Source organism: Janthinobacterium sp. LS2A (assembly GCF_036543145.1).
Lineage (GTDB): Bacteria > Pseudomonadota > Gammaproteobacteria > Burkholderiales > Burkholderiaceae_D > Janthinobacterium > Janthinobacterium aestuarii.
The window spans coordinates 1-26290 of record NZ_JAZHPB010000010.1; the positions used below are offsets into that span (position 1 = coordinate 1).

23 protein-coding genes are annotated in these 26290 nt (G+C 61.1%); 11 read left to right on the forward strand and 12 right to left on the reverse strand.

Annotation, left to right across the window (positions count from 1 at the left end; all coding sequences use genetic code 11):
- The 4 genes from V3C40_RS23840 to V3C40_RS23855 form a co-directional block, all read right to left on the reverse strand.
- Nucleotides 1–168: flagellin N-terminal helical domain-containing protein (locus V3C40_RS23840; RefSeq protein ID WP_442907310.1), on the reverse strand; the 168-nt coding region annotated here is incomplete at its 3' end.
- Nucleotides 169–310: 142 nt separating this feature from the next.
- Entirely contained in the window at nt 311–1039 is a 729-nt protein-coding gene (locus V3C40_RS23845; protein ID WP_072454557.1) for an acetyltransferase, read from the reverse strand.
- Nucleotides 1039–2193, reverse strand: a complete 1155-nt coding sequence (locus V3C40_RS23850) for a DegT/DnrJ/EryC1/StrS family aminotransferase (RefSeq protein WP_331778695.1) — start codon at nt 2191–2193, stop codon at nt 1039–1041. The genes V3C40_RS23845 and V3C40_RS23850 overlap by 1 nt, the downstream gene beginning before the upstream one ends.
- The gene (locus V3C40_RS23855; RefSeq protein WP_331778696.1) at nt 2190–5399 is read right to left on the reverse strand and encodes a tetratricopeptide repeat protein; all 3210 of its coding nucleotides are present in this window, start codon (nt 5397–5399) and stop codon (nt 2190–2192) included. Before V3C40_RS23855 ends, V3C40_RS23850 begins: the two co-directional genes overlap by 4 nt.
- Before the next feature lie 274 nt (nt 5400–5673).
- On the opposite strand from V3C40_RS23855, the gene V3C40_RS23860 reads away from it, so the two are divergent.
- Nucleotides 5674–6336, forward strand: a complete 663-nt coding sequence (locus tag V3C40_RS23860) for an acetyltransferase (protein WP_034752356.1) — start codon at nt 5674–5676, stop codon at nt 6334–6336.
- Nucleotides 6337–6389: 53 nt separating this feature from the next.
- Here V3C40_RS23860 and V3C40_RS23865 read toward each other — a convergent pair whose 3' ends face one another.
- Entirely contained in the window at nt 6390–8066 is a 1677-nt protein-coding gene (locus V3C40_RS23865) for an electron transfer flavoprotein-ubiquinone oxidoreductase (protein WP_175444538.1), read from the reverse strand.
- Nucleotides 8067–8330: 264 nt separating this feature from the next.
- On the opposite strand from V3C40_RS23865, the gene V3C40_RS23870 reads away from it, so the two are divergent.
- Entirely contained in the window at nt 8331–9107 is a 777-nt protein-coding gene (locus tag V3C40_RS23870) for an SDR family oxidoreductase (protein WP_034752351.1), read from the forward strand.
- On the opposite strand, the gene V3C40_RS23875 is transcribed toward V3C40_RS23870, so the two are convergent.
- Nucleotides 9104–9670: a PAS and helix-turn-helix domain-containing protein gene (locus V3C40_RS23875; protein ID WP_034752350.1), complete on the reverse strand. Its 567-nt coding sequence runs from the start codon at nt 9668–9670 to the stop codon at nt 9104–9106. The two genes, V3C40_RS23870 and V3C40_RS23875, sit on opposite strands and share 4 nt — an antisense overlap.
- Before the next feature lie 147 nt (nt 9671–9817).
- Here V3C40_RS23875 and V3C40_RS23880 point away from each other — a divergent pair, with 147 nt between their 5' ends.
- Both V3C40_RS23880 and V3C40_RS23885 read left to right on the forward strand, forming a co-directional pair.
- The gene (locus V3C40_RS23880; RefSeq protein ID WP_070303098.1) at nt 9818–10519 is read left to right on the forward strand and encodes a CoA transferase subunit A; all 702 of its coding nucleotides are present in this window, start codon (nt 9818–9820) and stop codon (nt 10517–10519) included.
- A gap of 20 nt (nt 10520–10539) precedes the next feature.
- Entirely contained in the window at nt 10540–11190 is a 651-nt protein-coding gene (locus tag V3C40_RS23885; protein ID WP_072454554.1) for a CoA transferase subunit B, read from the forward strand.
- A gap of 53 nt (nt 11191–11243) precedes the next feature.
- On the opposite strand, the gene V3C40_RS23890 is transcribed toward V3C40_RS23885, so the two are convergent.
- Nucleotides 11244–11654 (reverse strand): DoxX family protein, encoded by a 411-nt coding sequence (locus V3C40_RS23890; RefSeq protein ID WP_046684927.1) that lies wholly within the window; start codon nt 11652–11654, stop codon nt 11244–11246.
- 233 nt (nt 11655–11887) lie between these two features.
- A complete protein-coding gene (locus tag V3C40_RS23895; protein WP_331778697.1) occupies nt 11888–13225 on the reverse strand; it encodes a dicarboxylate/amino acid:cation symporter in 1338 nt (445 codons plus the stop codon).
- A 259-nt stretch (nt 13226–13484) separates the two neighbouring features.
- Here V3C40_RS23895 and V3C40_RS23900 point away from each other — a divergent pair, with 259 nt between their 5' ends.
- Genes V3C40_RS23900 through V3C40_RS23910 form a run of 3 tightly spaced genes read left to right on the forward strand, consistent with a single transcriptional unit; the run spans nt 13485 to nt 17056 of the window.
- Entirely contained in the window at nt 13485–14366 is an 882-nt protein-coding gene (locus V3C40_RS23900; RefSeq protein WP_219328396.1) for an alpha/beta fold hydrolase, read from the forward strand.
- A gap of 47 nt (nt 14367–14413) precedes the next feature.
- Complete coding sequence (locus V3C40_RS23905) at nt 14414–14764, forward strand: RidA family protein (protein ID WP_034752339.1); 351 nt, start codon at nt 14414–14416, stop codon at nt 14762–14764.
- Between the two features lie 39 nt (nt 14765–14803).
- Complete coding sequence (locus tag V3C40_RS23910; RefSeq protein WP_034752338.1) at nt 14804–17056, forward strand: RelA/SpoT family protein; 2253 nt, start codon at nt 14804–14806, stop codon at nt 17054–17056.
- Between the two features lie 73 nt (nt 17057–17129).
- Here V3C40_RS23910 and V3C40_RS23915 read toward each other — a convergent pair whose 3' ends face one another.
- The 3 genes from V3C40_RS23915 to V3C40_RS23925 form a co-directional block, all read right to left on the reverse strand.
- Nucleotides 17130–18086 (reverse strand): cation diffusion facilitator family transporter, encoded by a 957-nt coding sequence (locus V3C40_RS23915; RefSeq protein WP_331778698.1) that lies wholly within the window; start codon nt 18084–18086, stop codon nt 17130–17132.
- A gap of 118 nt (nt 18087–18204) precedes the next feature.
- Nucleotides 18205–19080: a pirin family protein gene (locus V3C40_RS23920; protein WP_072454022.1), complete on the reverse strand. Its 876-nt coding sequence runs from the start codon at nt 19078–19080 to the stop codon at nt 18205–18207.
- A gap of 75 nt (nt 19081–19155) precedes the next feature.
- The gene (locus tag V3C40_RS23925) at nt 19156–19755 is read right to left on the reverse strand and encodes an FMN-dependent NADH-azoreductase (protein ID WP_102294713.1); all 600 of its coding nucleotides are present in this window, start codon (nt 19753–19755) and stop codon (nt 19156–19158) included.
- 115 nt (nt 19756–19870) lie between these two features.
- On the opposite strand from V3C40_RS23925, the gene V3C40_RS23930 reads away from it, so the two are divergent.
- On the forward strand, nt 19871–20776 hold the full coding sequence (locus V3C40_RS23930) for a LysR family transcriptional regulator (RefSeq protein ID WP_046684934.1): 906 nt from the start codon (nt 19871–19873) through the stop codon (nt 20774–20776).
- 17 nt (nt 20777–20793) lie between these two features.
- Here V3C40_RS23930 and asd read toward each other — a convergent pair whose 3' ends face one another.
- Complete coding sequence (gene asd / locus V3C40_RS23935) at nt 20794–21642, reverse strand: archaetidylserine decarboxylase (protein WP_331778699.1); 849 nt, start codon at nt 21640–21642, stop codon at nt 20794–20796.
- A gap of 394 nt (nt 21643–22036) precedes the next feature.
- Between asd and V3C40_RS23940 the strand changes: the two genes are divergently transcribed.
- The 3 genes from V3C40_RS23940 (at nt 22037) to V3C40_RS23950 (ending at nt 26160) form a co-directional block, all read left to right on the forward strand.
- The gene (locus tag V3C40_RS23940; RefSeq protein ID WP_331778700.1) at nt 22037–24118 is read left to right on the forward strand and encodes a TonB-dependent receptor plug domain-containing protein; all 2082 of its coding nucleotides are present in this window, start codon (nt 22037–22039) and stop codon (nt 24116–24118) included.
- A gap of 119 nt (nt 24119–24237) precedes the next feature.
- Nucleotides 24238–25476 (forward strand): DEAD/DEAH box helicase, encoded by a 1239-nt coding sequence (locus V3C40_RS23945; RefSeq protein ID WP_070303106.1) that lies wholly within the window; start codon nt 24238–24240, stop codon nt 25474–25476.
- 66 nt (nt 25477–25542) lie between these two features.
- The gene (locus V3C40_RS23950; protein ID WP_083292699.1) at nt 25543–26160 is read left to right on the forward strand and encodes an LON peptidase substrate-binding domain-containing protein; all 618 of its coding nucleotides are present in this window, start codon (nt 25543–25545) and stop codon (nt 26158–26160) included.
- Nucleotides 26161–26290 lie beyond the last annotated feature (130 nt).

Consider the following 26290-nt stretch of genomic DNA (forward strand, 5'->3'; position numbering starts at 1 on the left):
TTGTGCTTTCAGGCGGGTGGCGATCTGCAGGCCTGCAGCGTCGTCCATGGCCGAATTGATACGGAAGCCGGTGCTCAGGCGCGTCATCGAAGTCGACAGTTTGGATTGGGTATTCGAGATCGAATTTTGTGCCGACAGGGAAGCAGCGTTAGTGTGAAGACTCAGCATGGTGTCATTCCTAATTGGGTGGTTATGGTGAGGAGCGACGGTTTATCTGCTCCTACCAGTACAAGACGACCATTCCTTCCGCTTTATTAAATGCCGCGTGGAAATATATTTTTTCTTTCCTTAGTGGCAAGTTGCATCAGGTTCAATCGGCCACGCCGCCGTGTTCCGCTTCCCATTGCTGGCGGCTGCTTTTCAGGATGTTAATGACCAGCAATGCCTTCGCTTCGTCTGCGCACAGGTCCTCCAGGAACATGGCGTTGTTGTTGCGTACCCATTCCAGCGGCATTTCCCACCAGGCCAGCTCCAGCAGCGCGGCACGGACTTTTTCCGTGAAGCGGTAGCGGATCAGGCGCGCTGGCGAACCCGCATAAATTCCATAGGGTTCCGAACGGAAATTCGGTGGCAGCAGCGAGCGGGCGCCGATGACGCAGCCGTTTTCGATCACGCTGCCGCCCAGCACCATCACTTCGTCGCCGATCCACACATCGTTCTTGATCACCGTGTCGGCATACTGTGGCGGCGGCGTATTTTTCAATCCGCCGCCAAGGATCGACAGCATGAAGGTCGAGACCGTGCGCATTTCATGCTGGCCATTGAGGATGAAACTCAGGCGCGAGCCACCGGCTACATAGCGTCCGACGCACAGGCTTTGCTGTCCGCTGTCATATTTCACCAGCGAACCGACGCCGAAACAGGAGCCGCGCCCAATATAAAAGTGGCCGTTCTCCGGTTCCTGGTCCAGCCAGTTGCGGAAAAATTGATGGGGCAGGGTGCTGATGGCGCCATCCGCGTAGCCCAGCACCGTGAATTGGCCCGACCAGGCATGGTTCTCCGCTACGCCGGAAAAATTGGTTTCGGTGGAAATTTGCATCAGGCGATGTTCCGTATCACTTCTTGTTGCAGTGCGGGCGCGGCGATCATGGCGATAATGGCGTCCACGGTCGCCATCTCCAGATCCGGATAGATGGGCAGGCAGATCACTTGCGATGAGGCGAGCCGCGCCACGGGCAGGTTCGCGTGCGCGGCGGACGACATGCCGCGGTACATGGGGAAGTCGCTGATGAGCGGGTAAAAATAGCGGCGCGCATAGATTTCCTGGTCGCGCAGCAACTGGAACAGGGCGTCGCGCGACAGCGGATAATCGGGGCCGACCAGGATGGGGAAATACGCGTTGTTGGCGGCCTCGGCATCACCTTGCTGCACGCAGGTGATGCCACCGATGCCGGCCAGCTGCTGGCGGTAATGCGCATCGATCGCCTTGCGCTTCTGGCGCGCGCCGTCAATGCCCTTGAGCTGCAGCAAGCCGAAGGCGGCATTGATTTCGCTCATCTTGCCGTTGATTCCAGCGGCCACAACCGTGACTTCATCGACGAAGCCGAAGTTTTTCAGATGGTCGATGCGTTGCTTGGTCTTGGCGTCGGGGCAGACGATGGCGCCGCCTTCGAAGGTGTTGAAGATCTTGGTGGCGTGAAAGCTGATCACGGAAAGGTCGCCGTGATTGAGCACGCTGCCGCCCCGGTGGCGCACGCCAAACGCATGCGCCGCATCGTAGATCACCTTCAGGTTGTAGTTGTCGGCAATTTTCTCGATGGCTTCGATGTCGCATGGCCGGCCGTAGCAGTGCACGGGCATGATGGCGGTGGTCTGCGGCGTGATGGCCGCCTCGATTTTGCTCGGGTCGAGGTTCAGGCTGTGCGGCTCGATGTCGGCAAAGACGGGCTTGATATTGTTCCACAGCAGGGAATGGGCGGTGGCGACAAACGAGTACGGCGTCGTGATCACTTCGCCATTGATGCGCAGCGCCTGCAAGGCCGTCATCAATGCCAAGGTGCCATTGGCGAACAGGCAGATATGCTTGACGCCCAGGTAGTCGCACAGCGCCTGCTCGAGCTGCTGGTGGAACGGGCCGCCATTGGTCAGGATCTTGTTATCCCAGATCGTTTCCAGATACGGCAGGAAATCCTCCAGCGGCGGCAGCAGGGGCTGGGTGACATAGACTGGTTTGTTTTTTTGAGTGCTCATCATAATCCGATCGGCGGGTTGGGCACGGCCACGGGTGCTTCGAACGAAACTGGCGGCAAGCCTTCGCACCAGCGTTGCCAAGCCATGCGCAGGCCATTTTCCAGCCCTTCCGTGATCAGCTTGGGCTTGCCCAGGATCGAGCGCTCCAGGCGGTGCCGCATGCTGAAACGGTAGGCGCCCAGCAGCATGGGGTTGGCCGCCATGGACACGCTCTTGCGCACGAAATCCTCTTCGTCAGTGGCGATGAAGTCATCGAGTTCGACCTGGCGCATGATCATGTTGCCGGCGCGGCTAGGCATGGTGCGACCTGCCGTCGTGAGCGTGGGCACGCCCATCCACAGCGCATGCAGGGTCGTCGTGCTGCCGCAATACGGGAAGGCATCGAGGCAGATATCGATGCGGTGATGGATGGCCATGAATTGGGCCATGCTCGTGCGTCCTTCGAAGGTCAGGCGCTCCGGCGCAATGCCTTCTTCCGCGAACCAGGCAGCCAGTTGTGGCGGCGCTTCCGATTTCGGCATGGCCGCCACGATCATTTTGGAATCGGGGACGGCGCGCAGCACCCTGGCCCAGCGCGCGATGACCTGGCGATTGATTTTGTTGGTACGGTTGAAGCTGCCAAACGTGATATAGCCATTTGCCAATACGGGCGCCGGCTCAATGCTGGGCGCAAGCTCGGATGGCAGGAATGGCACGCAGGCGGGGAGCAGCATCAGTTTCTCGGAGAACTGGCTGCCCAATTCGTCCGGTGGTGTGAAGTACTGATCGCTCAGATAGTAATCGATCGCCTGCAGTCCCGTCGTGAGCGGGTAGCCGATCCAGCTGGCCTGGACTGGGGCGGGCTTGGCGGCAAACATGAGCAGCCGGTTCTTGCCCGTGTGTCCGGACAAATCGATCAGGATGTCGATGCCATCGTCGTGGATCAGCTGGCCCAGGTCCGGATCGGACAGGTGCTCGACCTGGCGCCAGTGGGGAATGACTTCCCGCAAGCGCTCCGTGATATCGTCGTTTTGCGGATTGTTATGGTAGGCATATAGTGACAGCCGGGCGCCATCGGCGATATTTTCCAGGATCGGGATGAGGAAATGCGGTACCGGATGGTTGAGCAGATCGCCTGATACGAAGCCTACCTTCAAGGTGCGCAGCGGGTCGCGGGTATTGCTGTGCGGGAGCGTGTTCTTGATAACGTGTTTTTCGAAGGTATCGCTAAAGCGCTGATGCTCGGCAAACAGTGTCTCGGCGTCAATGTTGGCGCTATGCGACAGCAAGAACAGGTAGTTGCTGAACAGGGTTTCCCACAGCGGGCAAACGGCCAGCCCCTTGCGGCACGTTTCAATGGCTTCGTCTATCCGGCCGATATTGCTGAAAGTGGCGCTGATATTGACGTAGGCATCGCGATAGTCTGGGTTGATTGCCAGCGTCTTGTGATAGCACTCGAGGGCCAGCAGGGGTTCATTCATGATCACATGGCAATTGCCGAGTGCAAAGTGAGCGCGATCGAATTCGGCGTCGATAGCGAGAGCGGCAAGATAACTTTGCTTGGCCAGTTCGATTTGATTCTGCGCCTGCTGTGTCGATCCCCGGTTAATGAGCGCCGAGATGTTTTTTGGATTCAGTTCCAGCGCGCGCGCGTACGCAGCGGTCGCTTCGTCGTATGCCTTCAATTCCTGTAGAACGACCCCGAGGTTGTTATGCGTCTCGCTATTGTCTGGTTCATACTTGAGTGCCTGGCGATATGGCGCGACAGCTTGCTCGAAGCGCTTGATGTTGTTGTAGTAGTCGCCCAGATGCTTGTGCATTGCGGCGTTCTCAGGTGCGATATCGATGGCTTGCTGAAAGTACTTCAGCGCATTGTCCCTGTCCTCGGCGGCTCCGTAGGCGATGGCGAGCTGGGCGCTGGCTGGTCCATCGTCTGGTTGCAGGTGGTAGGCGCGCGTGCAGTACTCAATGGCTGCTGCGTAGTTTTTCTGTTTGCATTGAAGCAAGCCCAAATTGCTTAGCGCCTGGGGGAAATCGCCATCGAGCGCGATCGCCTGTTCATACGCGGCGATGGCTTCCTCAGCCTTCCCCAGCCACTGAAACGCGCGTCCCAGGTTATTGTGCAGCTTGGCGTCGTCCGCATGCAAAATGATGCCAGATTGGCAAATTTTCACCGCACTCTCGTACTCTCCGGCCTCATGCAGCGCCGCCGCCAAGTTGGCATGTGCCGCCTTGGTGCGTGGCGCCAGTTGCAGTACGGCCCGATAGCTGACGATGGCCGCTTGCCATTGTTTCAGGTCTAGCTGCGCATTGCCCAGATTCAGATAAATTTCCGCGTCGCCCGGCAGCAGGGCCAGCGCGCTTTGATAGCACGCGATGGCTTCGGCGCTGCGCTGCATGAGCTGTAATGTATTGCCGAGATTGAAGTGGCCCTTGGCATAATCGGGACGCAACGCCAGCGCTTGACGGTAGGCCTGTTCGGCCTGTTTCAGCTTGCCTTGCGCCTGCAGGGCCGCCGCCAGGTTGCCATGCGCCTCGACAAAATCCGGATTCAGTTCCAGCGCCCGGGCATAGCTGTCGATCGCCTGGTCGTACATGCCCCGTTCCTGCCATGCGGTGCCCAGGTTGCCATGCGCTTCGGCATCGTTGGGCGCCAGTTGCACGGTTTTTTGCAGGGCCTCGAAGGCATCCTTGCCCTGTAATTGCAGGGCGGTGCCCAGCACGCTCCAGGCAAAGTCCGAGTCGGGATAGCGCTGCGTCAGGGCGTGGCTGGCCATTTCCAGTTCGGCATGGTGGCCGGCTTGATACAGTGCAATGACGTGCTGCGTTTCCTGCGCAGTGGGCGTGCTGGCGATCGCCGTTTCAATGCGGCTGCGCAAGCCTTGCGACTGTTCGTTGTCGAGCCCGCGCGCGATGGCCGCCGTCACGATCTCCAGCGCCTGTTCGCGTTCGCCCGCCTTGAGCAAGCCATCCGCATACGACAGCCAGAACTGGCCTTCGTCGGGGTTCACCGACAGCGCCTTGTGCAGATACGGCAAGCCGGCCTCGTATTGCCCGACCTGTCCCGCCAATAAACCCATATTGTGGTTGGCGATGGCGTGATAGGGATGCGCTTGCAAAATCGCCAGGTAAAGCTCTTCCGCCTCGGCAAAACGGCCAGCCTGGTGTTCGGTAATTGCCTGCTGCAATTCGGCGTCGAGGGGCACTGCGGGAAGGGCGTTTGCGTTCATGGGCGGGCGGAAGGTGAAATAGTTAGCAGAGGGAATTGTAACTGGTGAAAGTGCTTCTGAGAAACTTTCCAGATGGAATTTATCCAGGAATGCTGTCGCAATGCAAACTTGGTGTTGCTGGCTGGTCAAAGCGCGGGGAAAAGTGGCTGTTTTAAAAACCTTGCAGGCGGATGGGCGGCATGCCTTGTGCCGGGCTGCTGGTATGATGCCCGTGAATTGGCGCCTTCCTTGCCGGGCGGTCGCTGTCCGATATCGTTCACTTTTCAGCTGGGATATGCAAAACATTTTAATCATTGGCTCGTCGGGCCATGCGAAGGTCGTCATTGACGTGGTCGAACGCCAGGGGGTCTTTCATATCGCCGGCTTGATCGATGCGTTCCGGACGATCGGTGAGGAAACCTCGGGCTATCGCGTCCTGGGCGCCGAGTCCGATCTACCGGTCCTGGTGGAGCAGCTGGCCGTGGCAGGATTACTGGTGGCCATCGGCGACAACTTCGTGCGGGCAAGCGTGACGGCCCGCGTGGCGGCATTGTGCCCGCAACTGCCATTCGTCAGCGCCGTGCATCCGCAGGCCTGTGTCGCCAGGACCGTGCACATCGGTGCGGGCAGCGTGGTGATGGCAGGGGCGGTGATCAATCCCGGCTGCGACGTCGGGCATGGCTGTATCGTCAACACGCGCGCCTCGCTTGATCACGATTGCGTGATGGAGGCGTTTTCCAGCCTGGCGCCTGCCGCTGCGACAGGCGGCAGTTGCTTCATCGGCACGTGCAGCGCCCTGGGCATGGGCGCCTTGCTGCTGCAGCGCATGCGCATAGGCAGTCACTGCGTGGTCGGCGCCGGTGCCGTGGTGACGCGGCCCGTGGCCGATTTGTGCGTCAGCTATGGCGCGCCGGCAAAAACGATACGCAGCCGCCTGGCTGGCGACAAGTATCTGTAAGCTCGCGGCAGCCGCAGCGCGGTAGCGCTGCCGCTGCATGCCGGGCGACCGGCTTACATATTCGGATAGTTCGGCCCGCCGCCGCCTTCCGGTGTCACCCACACGATGTTCTGCGTCGGATCCTTGATGTCGCAGGTTTTACAGTGCACGCAGTTCTGCGCATTGATCTGCAGGCGTTCGGCGCCGTCGTCGTTCTTCACGAACTCGTACACGCCGGCGGGACAGTAACGCGCTTCCGGACCCGCATACGTGGCCAGGTTGACGTCGACGGGCACGCTGGCGTTCTTCAACGTCAGGTGGATGGGCTGGTCTTCCGCGTGGTTCGTGTTCGAGATGAACACGGACGACATCTTGTCGAAAGTCAGCTTGCCGTCGGGTTTCGGATACACGATCTTTTTCGACTGGGCCGCCGGTTTCAGGCATTCGTGGTCGCCATGCGAGTGGTGCAGGGTCCATGGCGCCTTGCCGCGGAAGATCAGCTGGTCGATGCCCGTCATCAGGCTGCCCAGGTACAGACCTTTCGACAGCCATGGCTTGACGTTGCGCGCCACGTGCAGCTCTTCATGCAGCCAGGATTTTTCAAAGGCGACAGGGTAGCTCGTCAGTTCATCGTGCTGGCGCTGTTCGCCCAGCGCGCCAAAGGCCGCGTCCGCCGCCAGCATGCCGCTCTTGATGGCCGCGTGGCTGCCCTTGATGCGGCTCATGTTCAAAAAGCCCGCATCGCAGCCGATCAGCGCGCCGCCGGCAAACACCAGTTTCGGCAACGATTGCAGGCCGCCGGCCGCGATCGCGCGCGCGCCGTAGGAAATACGCTTGCCGCCTTCGAAGAACTTGCGGATTTCCGGATGCGTCTTGTAGCGCTGGAATTCCTCGTACGGCGACAAATACGGGTTTTCGTAGTTCAGTCCGACCACGTAGCCCACCATCACCTGGTTGTTTTCCAGGTGGTACAGGAAGGAGCCGCCATAGGTTTTCGTATCCAGCGGCCAGCCGCTCGAGTGGATCACCAGGCCAGGCTTGTGCTGGGCCGGGTCGATTTCCCACAATTCCTTGATGCCGATGCCGTACGATTGCGGATCCTTGCCGGCGTTCAAGTCATACTTGGCCATCAATTGCTTGCCCAGGTGGCCGCGCGCGCCTTCGGCGAACAGCGTGTACTTGGCGTGCAATTCCATGCCCAGCTGGAAGTCGGGACCCGGTTCGCCATCGCGCTTGACGCCCATGTTGCCGGTCGCCACACCTTTCACGGAGCCGTCGTCGTTGTAGAGGATTTCCGCGGCAGGGAAGCCCGGGAAGATTTCCACGCCCAGGTTTTCCGCCTGCTGGCCCATCCAGCGCACCACATTGCCCAGCGAGACGATGTAGTTGCCGTGGTTTTCAAAGCAGGCCGGTACGGCGAAGCCTGGCGTTTTATACGCTTTCGTTTCGGTCAGGAACAGGATGCGGTCTTCCGTCACTTCCGTGTTCAGGGGCGCGCCCAGTTCTTTCCAGTTCGGAATCAGTTCCGTGAGCGCTTTCGGGTCCATGATGGCGCCCGACAGGATATGCGCGCCCAGTTCGCCGCCTTTTTCCAGCACGCAGACGGACACTTCCTGGCTCTTTTCAGCGGCCAGCTGCTTCAGGCGGATCGCCGCGGCCAAGCCTGCGGGGCCACCGCCGACGATCACCACGTCATACTCCATGGTTTCGCGCGGTCCGTACTGTTCAACTAAGTTATTAGGCTGTGTCATGGTCTCGATTGTCAGTCACTCAATTAGGTAGCAAGGATAGGGAATAAAGCATCATCGGGGAAATTTAAGCACGAGTGTGCTTGTTTTTGGCGAGGATTGCAACTTTGGCGCCATTTTGCGTGACATTGCCCCTCGCCGCAATCTAAATCCGGCCATTTTGTGTAATGATGGCGTTTACTTTTGCTCGAGTGCGCTGCGGGGGAATTTGCCCGATTGCCATAGGCACGGCGTAAAGTGTTGTCTAAAATAAAACAGGAGTAGCTCGTGGGCATAGAAGTCAATTTCGAGGGCAAGATTGCCCTGATTACCGGCGCATCGAGCGGCCTCGGCGCGCGCTTTGCAAAAGTGCTGGCCCAGGCCGGCGCACAGGTCGTGCTGGCGTCGCGCCGCACCGAACGCCTGAAGGAATTACGCGCCGAAATCGAAGCGGACGGCGGCGCCGCGCACGTGGTGTCGCTCGACGTGACCGACTTCGCCAGCATCAAGTCGGCCATCGCGCACGCGGAAACGGAAGCGGGCCCCATCGATATCCTCGTCAACAATTCCGGTGTCTCCACCACGCAACGCCTGGTCGACGTCACGCCCGAAGATTACTCGTTCGTGATGGACACCAATCTGCGCGGTTCGTTCTTCGTGGCCCAGCAAACGGCCAAGCGCATGATCGCGCGCGCCAAGGGCGACCCGAAGAAACAGCACCGCATCATCAATATCGCTTCGATGGCGGGCTTGCAGGTGCTGCCGCAGATCGGCGTGTATTGCATGAGCAAGGCGGGCATGGTGCACATGACGCGCGCCATGGCCGTGGAGTGGGGCAAATACGGCATCAACACGAACGCCATCTGCCCCGGCTATATTTCCACGGAAATCAATGAAGATTACTTTGCCACCGAGCAGGGCAAGAAGCTGATCGAAATGCTGCCGAATAAACGTCCGGGCAAGCCGGAAGACCTCGACGGCCTGCTGCTGCTGCTGGCGGGCGAGGATTCGCATTTCATCAACGGCGCCATCATTTCCGCTGACGGTGGCATGAGTACCTTCTAGCGCTGCAGCTGCAGTCCCACCAGCTTGTGCACGAGCTCCGATGATGTCGATGCAGCGAACTTGCGCATCAGCTTGGCGCGGTGCATTTCCACCGTGCGGGGGCTGAGGTCGATCTGGCGGGCGATGACCTTGCTCGTCTTGCCTTCCACCAGCAGGGCGGCGATTTCGCGCTCGCGCGGGGTCAGTTCCGCCGTCACGGGACGTTTCTCGCTGACATCCTCGAACGTCCAGATGCCCGGCCCCAGCGGTTCCTGCGGCAGCATGGCGTGGCCCGTGACGTGGCACCAGAACAATTCTCCATTACTGCGGCGCATGATGCGCTCGTCCGAATAGCGTCCCCTGGCGTTCATGATGGGAATGATGCGGTCACCGGTGCGCAGGAATTCGTCGTGCGTGGGGTAGAGTACTTCGAACGACTGGTCGTCCAGTTGGGCGCGCGCATAGCCGAACATGGCCGCCAGCGCTTCGTTGCAGCTACGCATGATACGGTTTTCCGACATGCACATGCCCACGGGCGCGTGCAGGAAGATGCTTTCATAATCGATGGCTGACGCGGCGTTCATCTGATACGTATCACTCTCACAGGGGGATTGCCGGCACGGCGCCGGTAGTTCTACGGTATTGTACTTTCCACTCGCGTATTTTATGCTGAGTCGCTGCCTGAGTCATGGACTCAAGACCAAAGCTTAACAAAAGATAGAGGGACACCCATGAATAAAGTTTATCCTGACGCCGCCTCGGCGCTGGCCGGTATCGTCCAAGATGGCCAGACCATCGCCGTCGGCGGCTTCGGCCTGTGCGGCATTCCCGAAGCCCTGATCGGCGCCTTGCGCGATTCGGGCGTGACGGGCCTGACCGCCATCTCCAACAATGCAGGCGTGGACGGTTTCGGCCTGGGCCAGCTGTTGACCACGCGCCAGATCAAGAAAATGATCGCCTCCTACGTGGGTGAAAACAAGGAATTCGCGCGCCAGTACCTGGCCGGCGAACTGGAACTGGAATTCACGCCGCAAGGCACCCTGGCCGAAAAACTGCGCGCCGGCGGCGCGGGCATCCCGGCCTTCTTTACCAAGACGGGCGTGGGCACCATCGTTGCCGACGGCAAGGAACTCCGCGAATTCGACGGCGAGCAATATGTGATGGAGCGCAGCCTCGTGGCCGACGTGGCGCTGGTCAAAGCCTACATGGCCGACCGCGCGGGCAATTTGGTCTACCGCAAGACGGCGCGCAATTTCAACCCGAACGTGGCCATGGCCGGCAAGATCACCATCGTCGAAGTGGAAAAACTGGTCGAAGTGGGCGAGATCGACCCGGACCAGGTCCACACGCCGAGCATCTTCGTGCACCGCATCGTGGTCAACGCGAACCCGGAAAAACGCATCGAGCAGCGCACCGTGCGCACCGAAGCATAAAACAGAATACGGAGATTACTATGGCTTGGACACGTGACGAAATGGCCGCGCGCGCGGCAAAGGAATTGCAGGATGGTTTTTATGTGAACCTGGGTATCGGCTTGCCGACCCTGGTCGCCAACTATGTGCCGGACAACATCGAAGTATTCCTGCAGTCGGAAAACGGGTTATTGGGCATCGGCCCGTTCCCCACCGACGCGGAAGTCGATGCCGACCTGATCAACGCCGGCAAGCAGACGGTGACGGCCTTGCCTGGCGCCGCCTACTTCAGCTCGGCTGATTCGTTTGGCATGATTCGTGGTGGCAAGATCAACCTGGCCATCCTGGGTGCCATGCAAGTGTCGGAAAAGGGCGACCTGGCCAACTGGATGATTCCAGGCAAGATGGTCAAGGGCATGGGCGGGGCGATGGACCTCGTCGCCGGCGTCAAGAGAGTCGTCGTGCTGATGGAACACGTGGCCACGGCCAAGGATGGCACGACGTCGCACAAGCTGCTGAAACAGTGCGACTTGCCGCTGACGGGCGTGGGCGTGGTCGACGTCATCATCAGCGACCTGGGCGTGATCGACGTGACGGAAAACGGCTTGAAGCTGGTGGAACTGGCGCCGGGCGTGACCAAGGAGCAGGTGCAGGCGGCCACGGGCGCGGAACTGGACGTCTCCGCCGTGTAAGCTCGGCGGATCGTCGTATCGAAGCGGGGCGGACAGCGATGTCCGCCCTTTTTTTATGCGCTCGCCTTGCCGCGCAATGCGTCCAGGCTGTAGGCGCCGGCGCCCGCTGCCGCGAAGTACAGGAAGGTGAAGCAATACATGACGGCCATTTCGCCGCCGTTCAGGATCGGCAGGAAGCCGGCGGGCGCGTGCGCCATGAAATAGGCGGCCGCCATCTGTCCCGACAGGATGAAGGCGACGGGGCGCGTGAACAGGCCGACCAGCAGCAAGGTGCCGCCGACCAGCTCGATGACGCCGGCCGCGCCCATCACGGAAAACAGTTGCAAGCCGTCGAACATGGCCACGTGCGGCGCGCCGAACAGCTTGGCCGTGCCGTGTTGCAGGAAGAGAAAGCCGAGGATGATGCGCAGCAGGCCCAGCAGGCGTGGGCTCCAGGTGGCGTAAAAGGCGGGCGAGAGGGACATGCGTGCTCCATTCAAAAGTGAGGATGGTTCGGTGTCAGGCTTGCATTAGCGCAATGTCATTATGCGGGAGCTTGACGGCGAACAGGTGACAGTACTGTAATAGTTTTTCATTCATTGATCATCGTAATAAATATTGATGCATGATTTACTGTATGTTGATGATGCGAGAAGCGCGCGCACAACGAAAAAGCCCCGCAGATCGCTCTGCGGGGCTTTGCAATGGAGAGTACGGCTTACTTGACGATATTCACGGATGGGGCGACATACGCGTCTTCGGTCGGGTGGGTGGGGTGGGCCAGCTCGCTATGCAGCTTGTCCATGTCCAGTTCTTTTTCCCATTTCGACACGACGATGGTGGCCACGCCGTTGCCGACGAAATTCGTCAGCGCACGGCATTCGCTCATGAAGCGGTCGATGCCCAGGATCAGCGCCATGCCGGCCACGGGGATCGTCGGCACCACGGCCAGGGTCGCGGCCAGGGTGATGAAGCCGGCTCCCGTGATGCCGGACGCGCCTTTCGAGGTCAGCATCGCCACGCCCAGGATGGTCAGTTCCTGCCAGATGGTCAGTTCCGTGTTGGTCGCTTGCGCCACGAACAGGGCGGCCATGGTCATGTAGATATTGGTGCCGTCCAGGTTGAACGAGTAGCCGGTCGGCACGACCAGGCCGACGACCGGCTTGGAGCAGCCCAGGCGCTCGAGTTTTTTCATCAGGGCCGGCAGGGCCGATTCCGACGAGCTGGTACCGAGCACGATCAGCAGTTCTTCCTTGATGTACAGCAAGAAGCGGCCGATCGAGAAGCCCGTGTACTTGGCGATCAGGCCTAGCACGACGAAGACGAACAGGAAGCAGGTCAGGTAGAAGGAACCCATCAGCTTGGCCAGCGGAATCAGCGAAGCCAGGCCGTATTTGCCGATGGTAAAGGCCATCGCGCCGAATGCGCCGATGGGAGCGACTTTCATGATGATGTTGACCATGCCAAAGATGGCATGCGACAGTTCGTCGATCAGCTTGGTGACCGGACGGCCGCGCTCGCCCAGCAGGGACAGCGAAAAGCCGAACAGGATGGCGATCAAGAGCACTTGCAGGATGTCGCCCTTGGCGAAGGCGTCAACGAAGGTTTTCGGGATAATGTTCATCACGAAGTCGATGGTCGACATGCCTTCGGCATGCGTGTATTGCGCGATCGACTTGGCGTCGAGGTGGGCCGGATCGGCGTTGAAGCCGGCGCCCGGTTTGAGGATGTTAGCAACCAGCAAGCCGATGGCCAGCGCGAAGGTGGAGACCACTTCAAAGTACAGCAGCGCCTTGCCGCCCACTCGGCCGATTTTCTTGACGTCCTGCATGCCGGCGATGCCGGAGACCACGGTACAGAAGATCACCGGGGCGATGATCATCTTGATCAGTTTGATAAAGCCGTCACCCAGCGGTTTCATGTCGACGGCGTTCGAGGGGTAGAACACCCCCAGCAGCACGCCGGCCACGATGGCGAACAGCACCTGTACGTACAGGATTTTATAGAATGGTTTTTTCACGAGTGGTCTCCTCTTGCGGGTTGATGCTGCGATCATCCGCGCATTGCCAGGCCGGCTCAATTGTGGATAACCGCAGATATGCATTTTCGCTATATCGGGTATTGCGCCATGGCGAGCGTGCCAGTAGTGTGCTGCGGCGCAGCATTTCAGCCGCGCGCTTGGAGCATTGCCCGCGCTGCGCTACACTGCCGAAGAGTCGCGCGTGGGGCATCCGGCAAATTGCCGGTTTCTTTGTTTTTTACTACCAAATAACGACGCCGGACAAAACCGTAGCTCCGGTGTTATAAGGAATCGCATGATCGAAGCGAGCATCAAATCCGTGCAATGCATCTCCCCCGCAGGCTTGCATACCATGTCGTACAAGGAGTGGGGCGCTGCCGATAATCCGAACGTGCTCGTTTGCGCCCACGGCGTGACGCGCGTGGCGGACGACTTCGACAACCTGGCGCGCGCCATGGCCAGCGATTACCGCGTGATCTGCCCCGACGTGGTGGGCCGCGGTCGCTCGGGCTGGCTGGCCAATCCGCAGTTCTACCGCGTGCCGCAATATGTGAGTGACATGGTGACCCTGCTGGCGCGCGTGCTGGCCAATGGCGAGCGCCAGACGGTGGACTGGTTCGGCACGTCGATGGGCGGCTTGATCGGCCTGGGCCTGGCATCGTTGCCGCACAGCCCGATCAGCAAGCTGGTCCTGAACGATATCGGCCCGACCCTGGCGCCCGAAGCCTTGCAGCGCATCGGCGACTACATCGGCCAGGACTTGCGTTTCGAGACGTTCGAGCAGGGCGCCAAGTTCGTGCGCGACGTGTCCGCCAGCTTTGGCCCGCACACGGATGCGGAATGGCATAAACTGGCGGTGGATGTGTTGCGGCAAGACAAGGATGGCCACTGGCGCCGCCACTATGATATGGGACTGGCCATGCCGTTCCGCTCGGCCACGCCGGAATCGGCGGCCAGCGACGAAGCCATGCTGTGGGCCGCGTATGATGCCGTGCGCTGCCCGACTCTGTTGGTGCGCGGCTCGGAATCCGATTTGCTGTCGCACGAAACGGCCACGCGCATGCTCGGTCGCGGTCCGAAGGCGGAACTGGTGGAAATCGCCGGCGTGGGCCATGCGCCCACTTTCGTCCACGACGACCAGATCGCCATCGCCCGCAAATTTTTGCTGGGCAAGTAACACAGGTAATACGCTGTACAGATTTTGAAACAACCGAAAGAAGAAGCATGGAAATTACACGACTGCACGTAGGCAAACGCCTCTCCGAAGTAGCGATACACAACAACACCATCTACCTGGCTGGCCAGATCGCCGAAGACACCACGCAAGGCATCGTCGGCCAGACGCGCGAAGTGCTGGGCCACGTCGACCGTTTGCTGATGGAAGCGGGCAGCGACAAGACTTGCATCCTGTCGTGCCAGATCTACATCGCCGACATGAAGGATTTCCCCGGCATGAATGAAGTGTGGGACGACTGGGTCGCCTCCGGCCACACGCCGCCGCGCGCCACGGTGGAAGCGAAACTGGCCAATCCGGCATGCCTGGTTGAAATCGTCGTCATCGCTGCAGAACGTTAAGTTTTCAAGTTGTTCAGTCATTAAGTTTAAAGGTAATACATGGTTTCCATCTCGGCCCCGAATAGCGCCACATCGGAACAACTGGTAGAGGGCTTGAGTGCGCCGGACTGCGCGCGCGTGCTGGACGCGCTCGCGTATGCCACCGAAGCGTATGGCGACAAGCAGACCTTTGCCGGCCGCTCCGCGCTGGAGTTCGCCATCGGCGTGGCCACCACCCTGGCTTTCCTGCGCAGCGATGCGGAAACGCGCATCGCCGGCCTGATGTTCGAGCTGACCTTGCTGGAACCCGATACGGCGGCCGACATCGAACCCCGCTTCGGCAAGCAGGTGTGCGACCTGGCAACCGGCGTGCGCCAGCTGATCCGCTTGCGCGCGCTGACTCAGGCGCAGCACGGCAGCGCTGGCGGGCGCGGCAAGAATGCGGCGCAGCAAGCCGTGGCCCAGGTGGAAACCTTGCGCAAGATGTTGCTGGCGATGGCTTCCGACATGCGTGTCGTGCTGGTGCGCCTGGCCGCCTGCGTGACGACCTTGCGTTACTTTGCCGACTTGAAGCTGTTCAACGAAATGACGTGTGAATACGGCAAGGAAACCCTGGACCTGTACGCGCCGCTGGCCAACCGCCTCGGTATCTGGCAGCTGAAGTGGGAACTGGAAGACTTGTCGTTCCGCTTCATCGAACCGGAAGCGTATAAACGCATCGCCAAGATGCTGGAAGAAAAGCGCATGATGCGCGAGGGCTTCGTGTCCTCGGCGATCTTGCGCCTGCAGACGGAACTGGCTTCGGCCGGTATCCAGGCCGAAGTATTTGGCCGCCCGAAACACATTTACAGCATCTGGAACAAGATGCGCGGCAAGGAGCTCGATTTCACGGCCCTGTACGACGTGCGCGCCTTCCGCGTCATCGTTGCCGACGTGAAAACCTGCTACACGGTGCTGGGCGTGGTCCACAATATCTGGACCCCCATCCCGAAAGAATTCGACGATTACATTTCACGGCCGAAACCGAACGGTTACCAGTCGCTGCACACGGTGGTGACCGCCGAAGATGGCCGTCCGCTGGAAGTGCAAATCCGCACCAATGAAATGCACAGCTTTGCCGAATACGGTGTGGCCGCGCACTGGCGCTACAAGGAAGAGGGCGGCTCGAACTTTGCCGGCCAGAAATACGACGAAAAGATCGCCTGGCTGCGCCAGCTGCTGGCCTGGAAAACGGAGGTGGCCGACGCCGTCGTGGGCCAGGAAGAAATCCAGCGCGAGTGGGTGGAAAAGTTGAAATCCGCCACCCTGGACGACCGCATCTTCGTCATGACGCCGCAAGCGCGCGTGCTGGAATTGCCCGTGGGTGCCACGCCCGTCGATTTTGCCTACCACCTGCACACGGACGTGGGCCACCGCTGCCGGGGCGCCAAGGTCGACGGCATCATGGTGCCCCTGAATACCCAGCTGAAAAACGGCCAGACCTGCGAAATCATCACGGCCAAAGGCGCGCCGGGCACGGCCGGACCGTCGCGCGACTGGCTCAGCGCCGGCTATGCCGTCAGCACGCGTACGCGCTCGAAAATCCGCGCCTGGTTCCACGCGATCGACATGCAGGAAACCCTGGCCCACGGCCGCGCGCTGGTGGAAAAGTCGCTGCAGCGCGAAGGCAAGACGGCCGTCAACCTTGAGGCGCTGGCGCAAAAACTGGGCTTTGCGAAAGTCGACGAGCTGTTCCTGTCGGTGGGCAAGGATGAATTCAGCCTGCGCCACGTGGAGCAGGCGCTGCACGACAATGGCGAAGTGGTGGTGCCGGAAGACGCCGTGCTGGTCGGCAAGAGCCGCGCTTCCAGCGTGGAACAGGGCGCCAAGTCCGGCGTGCTGGTGGTGGGGACCGAGGGCCTCATGACCGTGCTGGCCAAGTGCTGCAAGCCGGCGCCGCCGGACAGCATCGTCGGTTTTGTCACGCGCGGCAAGGGCGTGTCGATTCACCGCGCCACCTGCAAGAACTTTGAGGAAATGCGTGCCAAGTCGCCCGAGCGTGTGATCTTCACGGAATGGGGCAGCACGGGCGGGCACGACACCGTGTACCCGGTCGACATCTTTATTCTCGCCGGTGACCGTCAGGGCTTGCTGCGCGACATCTCCGAAATCTTTTCGCGCGAAAAAATCAACGTCATCGGCGTCAACACCCAAAGCGCCAAGGGCCAGGCCCGCATGACCTTTACGGCCGAGATCAGCTCGACGGCGCAGTTGTTGAAGGCGCTGAATGTGATCAAGGATGTGAGCGGGGTACTTGAGGCAAGGCGCAGTTAGACTTGGAACCCAAAGGCTGACGCCGGGGTCGTACCCTGAGGGACTCGGCGTCCCCGTTCGCCCCCAGTCCTTGCTAGTGGGTTTTGTCACCCGCATGCAACCCCGCCATTGTGGCCGTCTCCGGCTGCAAAGTGATGTGGTCTATCCCATGCTTGGCTAACAGCATCTTCTTGATCGCCCGCAATACCTTCGGCCAATGGTCGAGGTGTTCGATTTCCACGTGGCCGATCAGGGCTGGCTGGCCGGGCGACATGTCCCATACGTGCAGGTCGTGCACGGAAATCACGCCGTCCACCTGCTCCACGTCCGCGCCCACCTGGACGTAGTCGATGTGCATGGGCACGCCTTCCATCAGGAAGTGGTACGACTCTTTCAATACCCCGAACGTGGATTTCAGGATCAGCAGAGACACTAGCACGGACAGCAGCGGGTCGATCTGCATCCAGCCCGTGAAGTAAATCACGGCGCCGGCGACGATGGCGGCGACCGAGCCCAGCAAATCGCCCATCACGTGCACAAGGGCGGCGCGCGTGTTCACGCTTTGCTTGTCTTTCGACAAGACCCACGCCACCACCAGGTTGATCGCCAGGCCGATGAAGGCGACGATGAAGACCATGCCGCCTTGCACGGTTTGCGGGGCGGAAAAGCGCAGCACGGCTTCATAGCAGATCCAGCCCACGACGCACAGCATGGCCAGGCCGTTGACGAAGGCGGCCAGCGCTTCGGCGCGGCCGAAGCCGAACGAGTGGCGCGGCGACGGCGGACGGCGGGCGATCAGCTGCGCCAACAGGGCCAGGCCCAGCGCGGCCGCGTCCGTGACCATGTGGCCCGCATCGGAAATCAGGGCCAGAGAATTGGACAGGAAACCGGCGATGACCTCGATGCCGGCAAACGACAGAGTCAGCCCCAGCGCCCACGCGAGGATGCTCTGGCTGCGCCCCTCGAACGAGTGGGTGTGCTTGGCGTCGCCTTTCAGGTGGGCGTGTAAATGGGTGGCGTCGTGTTCGGTGTTGTCGTGCGTGGGATGCATGGAATGCTTTGTGGAATGATCTTGCCGTCAGTGTAATTGAAAAGCAACAAAACAGTCGGCGCGTAAAAAAACCTGCAGGCCGCGAGGCACTGCAGGTTTTACCTGGAGCAAATAAATTTTACTGTGCCGCCGTCTCGCCAAATTTCCCTTCACGGAAATCCTGCACGGCCTGGAACACTTCCGCCTGGGTATTCATGACGAACGGGCCGTACTGCGCGATCGGTTCATTCAAGGGCTGGCCGGCGACGAGGATCACGCGACCGCCTTCGGGCGCCTCGATGCGCACGCCGTCGCTGCCCGGCGTGTTGGCAAAGATCGCCATGCGCAGGGCGGGCACGGCCTTGCCGTCGACCTGCACTTCGCCACGAAACGTGTAGATGAAAGCATTATGGCCTGGCGGCAAGGGTTGCTCGAAGCTGGCACCGGCCGGCAAGTCGATATCGAGGTACAACGGTTCCGTTAGTTCGCGCTGCACGGCGCCCGTCACGCCATGGCTCTCGCCGGCGATCACTTGCACGGCCACGCCAGCGTCCGTCGTGTAGCGGGGGATCTCGCTGCTCGTGAAATCGCGGTACCACGGCGTGCGCATCTTGTCGCGCGCGGGCAGGTTCAGCCACAGCTGAAAACCTTCCATCACGCCTTCTTCCTGCTCCGGCATCTCCGAGTGGATCACGCCGCTGCCGGCCGTCATCCATTGCACGCCGCCCGACGTCAGCAAGCCTTCGTTGCCCGCGCTGTCCTTGTGGCGCATGCGCCCCGTGATCATGTACGAGACCGTTTCAAAGCCGCGGTGCGGATGCTCGGGGAAGCCGGCGATATAGTCGTTCGGCTTGTCGCTGGCGAAATTGTCGAGCATCAAAAACGGGTCGAGACGGCGCTGCAGCTGCTGCGTCAGCACGCGGTTGATCTTCACGCCGGCGCCATCCATGACGGCTTGGCCGGCGATCACGCGCTCGACGGCGCGTGGCTTGTTGACGGTGGTGGTATCGCTCATTGCTTTCTCCTGTTTGGGGTCAGACCCGCCGGAACTCGGCGTCCCCGTCTGACCCCTTGTTGCGGCAGTCAGCTATTACACCAGGATCGCGTTGATCTCGGCGTCCGCCTGGGCTTGCGCCTTGGCCACGGCTTCCGGACCCATGCCCATGCCTTCCGAATACACATATTGCACGTCGGTCATGCCCAGGAAACCGAACATGGTGTTCAGGTAAGGCACCTGGCTATCGTTGGCGCTGTCGCGGTGCAAGCCGCCGCGGGACAGGCCCACATAGACTTTCTTGCCGCTCAGCAGGCCAACTGGGCCGTTTTCCGTGTACTTGAAGGTGACGTTGGCGCGGGCAATTGCGTCGAACCAGCTTTTCAGTTGCACGGTGATGCCGAAGTTGTACATCGGCGCGCCGATGACGATCACGTCAGCTGCTTGCACTTGCGCAATCAGCGCGTCGTCCAGGGCGATGCGGGCCGCTTGCTCCGGCGTGCGTTTATCGGCCGGCGTGAACAGCGCTTGCAGGGTCGGTTCGTCGAGCACGGGGTGCGGTGCGGCAGCCAAGTCGCGGCGGACGAGGGCGGCACCAGGGTTGGCCGCTTGTACGCGGGCGACGATGGCGTCAGCCAGGCGGGTCGAGGCGGAACCGGTGCTGCGGGCGCTGGAATTGATTTGCAGGATGTTCATCTTGTTTTCTCCGTTGTGAGGTGTCTTGCGATGAATGAACTATAGCAATTCCAAAATTGATGCGGAAGCCGTTAAAATGGATAACATTAATCCACCAATGGAACAATGAGGTTGTATGGATATCGATCCCGGAGATTTGCTGCTGTTTGCCAGAGTCGTCGAATGCGGCAGTTTCAGTCGCGCCGCCGTGCGCGTGGACTTGCCCAAATCGACCCTGTCGCGGCGCATCTCGCTGCTGGAAGCGAAACTGGGTGAACGGCTGCTGCTGCGTACGACGCGCAAGCTGGCGCTGACGGAGTTTGGCGCCAGCCTGCTCGAGCATGCGCGCAAGGTGGTCGAGGAAACGGAGGCGGCCGGCGCCCTGGCACAGCACCGCCAGGCGGGGCCCAGCGGCTTGCTGCGCATTTCCATGCCGGCCGATTTCGGCGACACCCTGATGCGCCAGGTGCTGGCCGAGTTCGTGCGCCGCTATCCTGCCATTTCGCTGGAGCTGGACTTGTCGGCGCGCCGCGTGGATTTGCTGGAAGAGAATTTCGACCTGGCCATCCGCATGGGCAATTTGCCCGACGACGCCAGCCTGTCCGCGCGCCGCGTGGCGTTCAGCACCTTGGCGTTGTATGCCTCGCCGCAATACACGAGCGTGCACGGCTTGCCCGAGCATCCCGACGATCTGTACGGCCACGATCTGCTCAGCTTGCCGCGCGCCGTGCATGGCCTCGTGCACTGGACTTTGATCCGAGGCAAGACGACGTGGGAGCGCGATCTGCCCGTGCGCCTGTTGGCCAATTCGCCGGAATTGCTGGTGCGCATGGCGTGCACGGGTGTGGGCATCGCGGCCAGCACGGACCGCTTTGCCAAGGCCTATGTAGCGACGGGGGAATTGGTGCGCGTGCTGCCGGAGTGGAGTTTTCCGCTGGTCACGGGCTGGGCCGTGTTTCCCGGCCGGCGGCTGATGCCGGCCAAGACGCGCGCGTTCCTGGACTTGATGGAAGAAATGTACAAGACCGACGCGCCCGTGTAGGCGCGCGTCCCGTTGGCTTACTTGGGCAGGTTGCCCATGACTTCGCCCAGCTGCACGGGGCCGGCCGGTTGCCAGCTGGCGTTGAATTGCACGGTGTCTTTCGGGAACAGCATGACGACGGTGGAACCGAGCAGGAAGCGGCCCAGTTCTTCGCCCTGTTTCAGCACGACATTGTCGTTCGCATAGCTCCAGTCGCGCACCTGGCCCGTGCGGGGCGGGTTGACGACGCCGTGCCAGACGGTGGCCATGCTGCCGACGATGGTGGCGCCGACCAATGTCATGACGAAGGGGCCGTTGGCCGTGTCGAATACGCAGACGACGCGCTCGTTGCGGGCGAACAGGCCGGGAATGCCGCGCGCCGTCGTCGGGTTGACGGAAAACAGTTCACCGGGTACATAGATCATGCGCGTCAATCGGCCGTCGCACGGCATGTGGATGCGGTGGTAGTCGCGCGGGCTCAGGTACAGATTGGCGAAGCTGCCGTGTTCGAACTGGGCCGCCAGGGACGCGTCGCCGCCGACCAGGGCCGTGGTGCTGAAGTTATGGTCCTTGGCCTGGAAGATCTGGTCCTTGTCGATCGTGCCGAACTGGCTGATGCGGCCATCGACGGGGCAGATGTAGTCGGCCTGGGCCAGCGGACGGACATCGGGGCGCAGCGCGCGCGTGAAAAAGTCGTTGAAGCTCGTGTAGTGCGTGATGTCCGGGTCCAGCGCCTCATCCATGTTGACGTTGTAGCGGCCGACGAACCAGCGGATCAAACGCGTGGTCATGGCGCCGCCTTTGGCGCCGGCGATCCGGCCGGCAAAGTTGGTCAACGCTCCTTTTGGAAGCAGATATTGAGGCAGGACGGCAAGACGGTCAGACACGATGGGAAGCCTTTGACGGGATGATGGGAACAATGGTGAAAACGCATTATAGCGGCGATGTGGCGCGCAATGATATGCGCCGTATGCAAGGGTGCGTATCGCAGTCCGCCGCCGAATTTAATTTGCTGTAAGAAATATTTTCGGGAAACTGCGCCACTCGGAAAAAATTGCAGCACAATACGGCGGCCTGTTTTTTAGCTTTTAGCCATTTTTATTCAGCCAACTTTTTTTCAGCCAGGTCATGATGCCACGCCGTTGCCTCCGCCTTACCGTCCTTTGTTCAGCCGTTTTACTTGCCTGGAATGCCCAGGCCCAGCAATCTGAAGCGCCAGCCGACACGGCCGCTGCCGCCACCACTGCGCCGCCGAAGGCTGAAAAGTTCGCCGCACCGGCCATGCAAACCGTCGAAGTCAAGGGGAGCGGCTACGATCCGCGCCGCGACGATACGGCCAGCAAGATGGTCGTGGGCAGCGAGGAAATCCTCAAGTATGGCGACACGAATGTCACCGACGTGCTCAAACGCTTGCCCGGCATTACCGTCTCCGGCGCGGCCGGGCGCTCGGGCGGAGAAATCCGCATGCGCGGGCTGGGCAGCGGTTACACGCAGATACTGCTCAATGGCGAGCGGGCGCCGGCCGGGTTCTCGCTCGACACCCTGTCGCCGGACGTGATCGAACGCATCGAGATTCTGCATGCGGCCAGCGCCGAATACAGCACGCAGTCGATCGCCGGCACCATCAATGTGGTGCTCAAGAAAGCCGTGAAGACGGCGCAGCGCGAGCTCAAGCTGGGCGTGCAGGGCAGCGACGTGAGCTTCTCGCCCAGCGTCAACGTGCAGCTGTCCGACCGCGACGGTAATTTCTCGTACTCGCTGGCCGGTTCGCTGTTCCGCTACGACTACCATTACGACAATCCGGGACTGGAACTGGGCTACGCGCCCGATGGCCGGCAAAACCTGCTGCGCCGCACGAATGGCACGGGTGACGGCCGTCCGGAAGGCATCAATCTGTCACCGCGCCTGAACTGGGTGCTGGCCAATGGCGACAATGTGACGGCGCAATTCTTTTTCAATGGCGGGCGCTCGAATCACCGCAACTTCAGCCGCGCGGAAACGGAGCAGGGCATGCGCCCCGACTACGATACCAATACGGGCAGCTCAAGCAACCACAACGCCTTCGGCCGCAGCGACCTGACGTGGATGCACAAGCTGGCCGGCGGCGCCAAACTGGAACTGAAAATCGGCGCCTCGGCCGCACGCAATACGTCCGACAGCCTGCAGCAAGGCTTTGTCGATGGCAGCGGCCTGGCGCTCGAACGCAAGGTGGGCGTGAAGGCGACGGAAAACGGCGTCAGTTCGACAGGTAAATATTCTTCCCCCTTGCTGCCCGGCCATGCCCTGTCGATGGGCTGGGACGGCGCCTACACGGAGCGCGATGAAACGCGCCGCCAGCGTGAAGCGGCGCTGGCTACCTTGGGCGCGCGTCCACCCGTCAACAGCGACGAAGGTTTCGACGCCACCATCAAGCGCCTGGCCCTGTACGTGCAGGATGACTGGGAAATCACGCCGCGCTGGTCGATGTATGCGGGCGTGCGCTGGGAAGGCATCGATACGCGCAGCGCGGGCGATACCTATGACGAAGTGAACCAGCGCACCAGCGTGTGGAGCCCGCTGCTGCAGACCCTGTGGAAGCTGCCCGATACCAAGGGCGACCAGGTACGTTTGGCCCTGACGCGCACCTACAAGGCGCAGCCCACGGCGAGCCTGATTCCGCGCCGCAATACCTCGACCAACAATAGCCAGACGGACCCCGACCGCGAAGGCAATCCCTACCTGAAACCGGAGCTGGCGCTGGGCATCGACGCCTCGTACGAGCACTACTGGGCCGAAGGCGCCTTGCTCAGCGCGCGCGCCTCGGCGCGCCGTATCGATGGCTATACGCGCCAAGGCTTGCTGTTCATCAATGACCGCTGGGTATCGACGCCCGTCAACGATGGCCGCGCCAATACTCAGACATTGGAACTGGAAGCGAAGTTCCCGCTGCGTGCCGTGATGGTCGCGCCCGTGCCAGCCATCGACTTGCGCGCCAGCATCAGCCGCAACTGGTCGCAGGTGGACCAGGTGCCGGGACCGAACAACCGGCTCGACCAGCAAACCCCCGTCAGCGGCAACTTCGGTCTCGACTACAAGACGCCGGACGGCGTGCTGACGACGGGTGGCAGCTTCAACTTCCGCAATGGCGGCCCCGTGCGCATCACCGAGCGCCAGAGCGCCTACACCTCGCCGCGGCGCGACGTCGACATTTATGCGCTGTGGAAATTTGATGCAAAGAACCAGCTGCGTCTGGCCGTGTCGAACTTGCTGGCGCAAGACTTCGAAAGCACCACCACGTATGCGGACGCCAGCGGCACGATAGCCCGCAACAGCATTTCGCCGAGTTCGCCGCAGGCGCGCGCGACCCTGGAAATGAAGTTCTGAGCGCGCTGTTTCTATACTGAAAACCCCGGCCGGCATCCCCGCTGGCCTATAATCTCGGCAATTGCGCGCACGGCCAGTCCGTGCGCGCCACCTTTTACTTTGCCAAGATTGCTTTTCCCATGACGTTTTCCTCCCTCGGCCTGATCGATCCCCTGGTCCGCAAACTTGACGAGCTCGGCTATGCCAAGCCCACGCCCGTGCAGGCGCAAGCGATTCCTGCCGTGCTGGCCGGGCGCGACCTGATGGCCGCCGCCCAGACGGGGACGGGCAAGACGGCCGGTTTCGCCGTGCCGCTGCTGCAGCGCCTGACATTGGAAGGCGTGGTGGCGCCCCAGTGCGTGCGCGTGCTCGTGCTCGTGCCCACGCGCGAACTGGCCGAGCAAGTCTATGCCAGCTTCCGCAGCTATGGCGGCAACCTGCCGCTGCGCAGCTTTGTCGCGTATGGCGGCGTGCCCATCGAGCCGCAGATCAGCAAATTGCGCAAGGGCCTCGACGTGCTGGTGGCCACGCCGGGCCGTTTGCTGGACTTGCAGACGCAGGGCGCCGTCAAGTTCGAGCAAGTGCAAACCCTGGTGCTGGACGAGGCCGACCGCATGCTGGACCTGGGCTTCGAGCGCGAGCTCGATATATTGCTGATGACCATGCCCAAGCAGCGCCAGACCCTGCTGTTCTCGGCGACCTTCTCGGACGCCATCCGCGCCATGGCGAAAACCATGTTGAAGGATCCCGTCTCGGTCGAGGTCAGCGCGCGCAACAGCACGGTCAAGGCCGTCAAGCAATCGGTCATCGTGTGCGACAAGAAACGCAAGCCGGAACTGTTTTTGCACTTGCTGAAGAAAAAGCGCTGGGGCCAGGTCCTGGTCTTCGTCAAGACGCGCAAGGGTGTCGAGCTGCTGGTAAACACCTTGCTGGAGCAGGGCGTGCGCGCCGATTCGATTCACGGCGACAAGACTCAGCCGAACCGCCTGCGCGCGCTGGCCCGCTTCAAATCCGCCGAAGTGCAGGTGCTGGTGGCTACCGACGTGGCCGCCCGTGGCCTCGATATCGACCAATTGCCCGTCGTCGTCAATTTCGACTTGCCCACCGTGGCGGAAGACTATATCCACCGCATCGGCCGCACGGGCCGCGCGGGCGCCTCGGGCGAAGCGATCTCGCTCGTCTGCGCCGACGAGGTGGAATTGCTGTCGGCCGTCGAAGCGCTGACGCGGCAAACCCTGAAACGCAATGAGGAAGCCGGTTACGAAGCCGAGCACCGCGTGCCGGGCACGTCCGCCGGCGGCACGATCCAGAAAAAGGCCGTGAAAGTGTTGGCGCCGAAAGCGGCGGAGCGAGCCAAGAAAAGGCGCTTCTACAAATAATCGGCGCAGTTAAGCTGACAAGGCAAAGCGCGCTGCACGGATATGCCATTCGTGCCATCATGCGCCATGACCTCGATACCTTTGTTCCCGCTCAATACGGTGCTGTATCCCGACGGCTATCTGCCCCTGCAGATCTTCGAGGTACGCTATCTGGACATGATACGTCAGTGCATCATGGGCGAGCAGCCGTTCGGCGTGGTGCAGCTGCTGGACGGTGCGGAAGTGCGCAAGCCGGGCCAGCAAGAGACCCTGGCGCCCGTGGGCACCCTGGCGCGCGTCGTCGACTGGGCCGCGCCCCTGTCGGGCTTGCTGCAAATCAAATGCATGGGCATGCAGCGCTTCCACATCGTCTCCAGCGAACAGCTGAAGCACGGCTTGTGGATGGCGCAGGTCGACACCTTGGCGCCCGATAAAACCATCCCCATCCCGCAAGAGCAGCAGAATGTGGCCGACGCGCTCGGCGCCCTGATCCGTACCTTGCAGGAGCAAAAGATCCCGCCCGATCAAATGCCCCTGCAGCCGCCATACCGCCTCGACGAGTGCGGCTGGGTGGCGAACCGCTGGTGCGAACTGTTGTCCTTGAGCGCCATGCAAAAACAGCTATTGCTGAGCCAGGACAATCCCGTGCTGCGCCTGGAACTGGTGCAGGATATGCTCACGGAAAATGGTCTGCTCGAAGAGTAAAACATCCCAGGCCGCATGTTTGCACAACGTTCTGTTGTGCAATTGCAATCACTATTGAGAAATACTTTACGCTTTGCCGCCGCTGGCATAAGATAATGCCCCTGGGCAAGATTGCCCTGGGCAACATTCA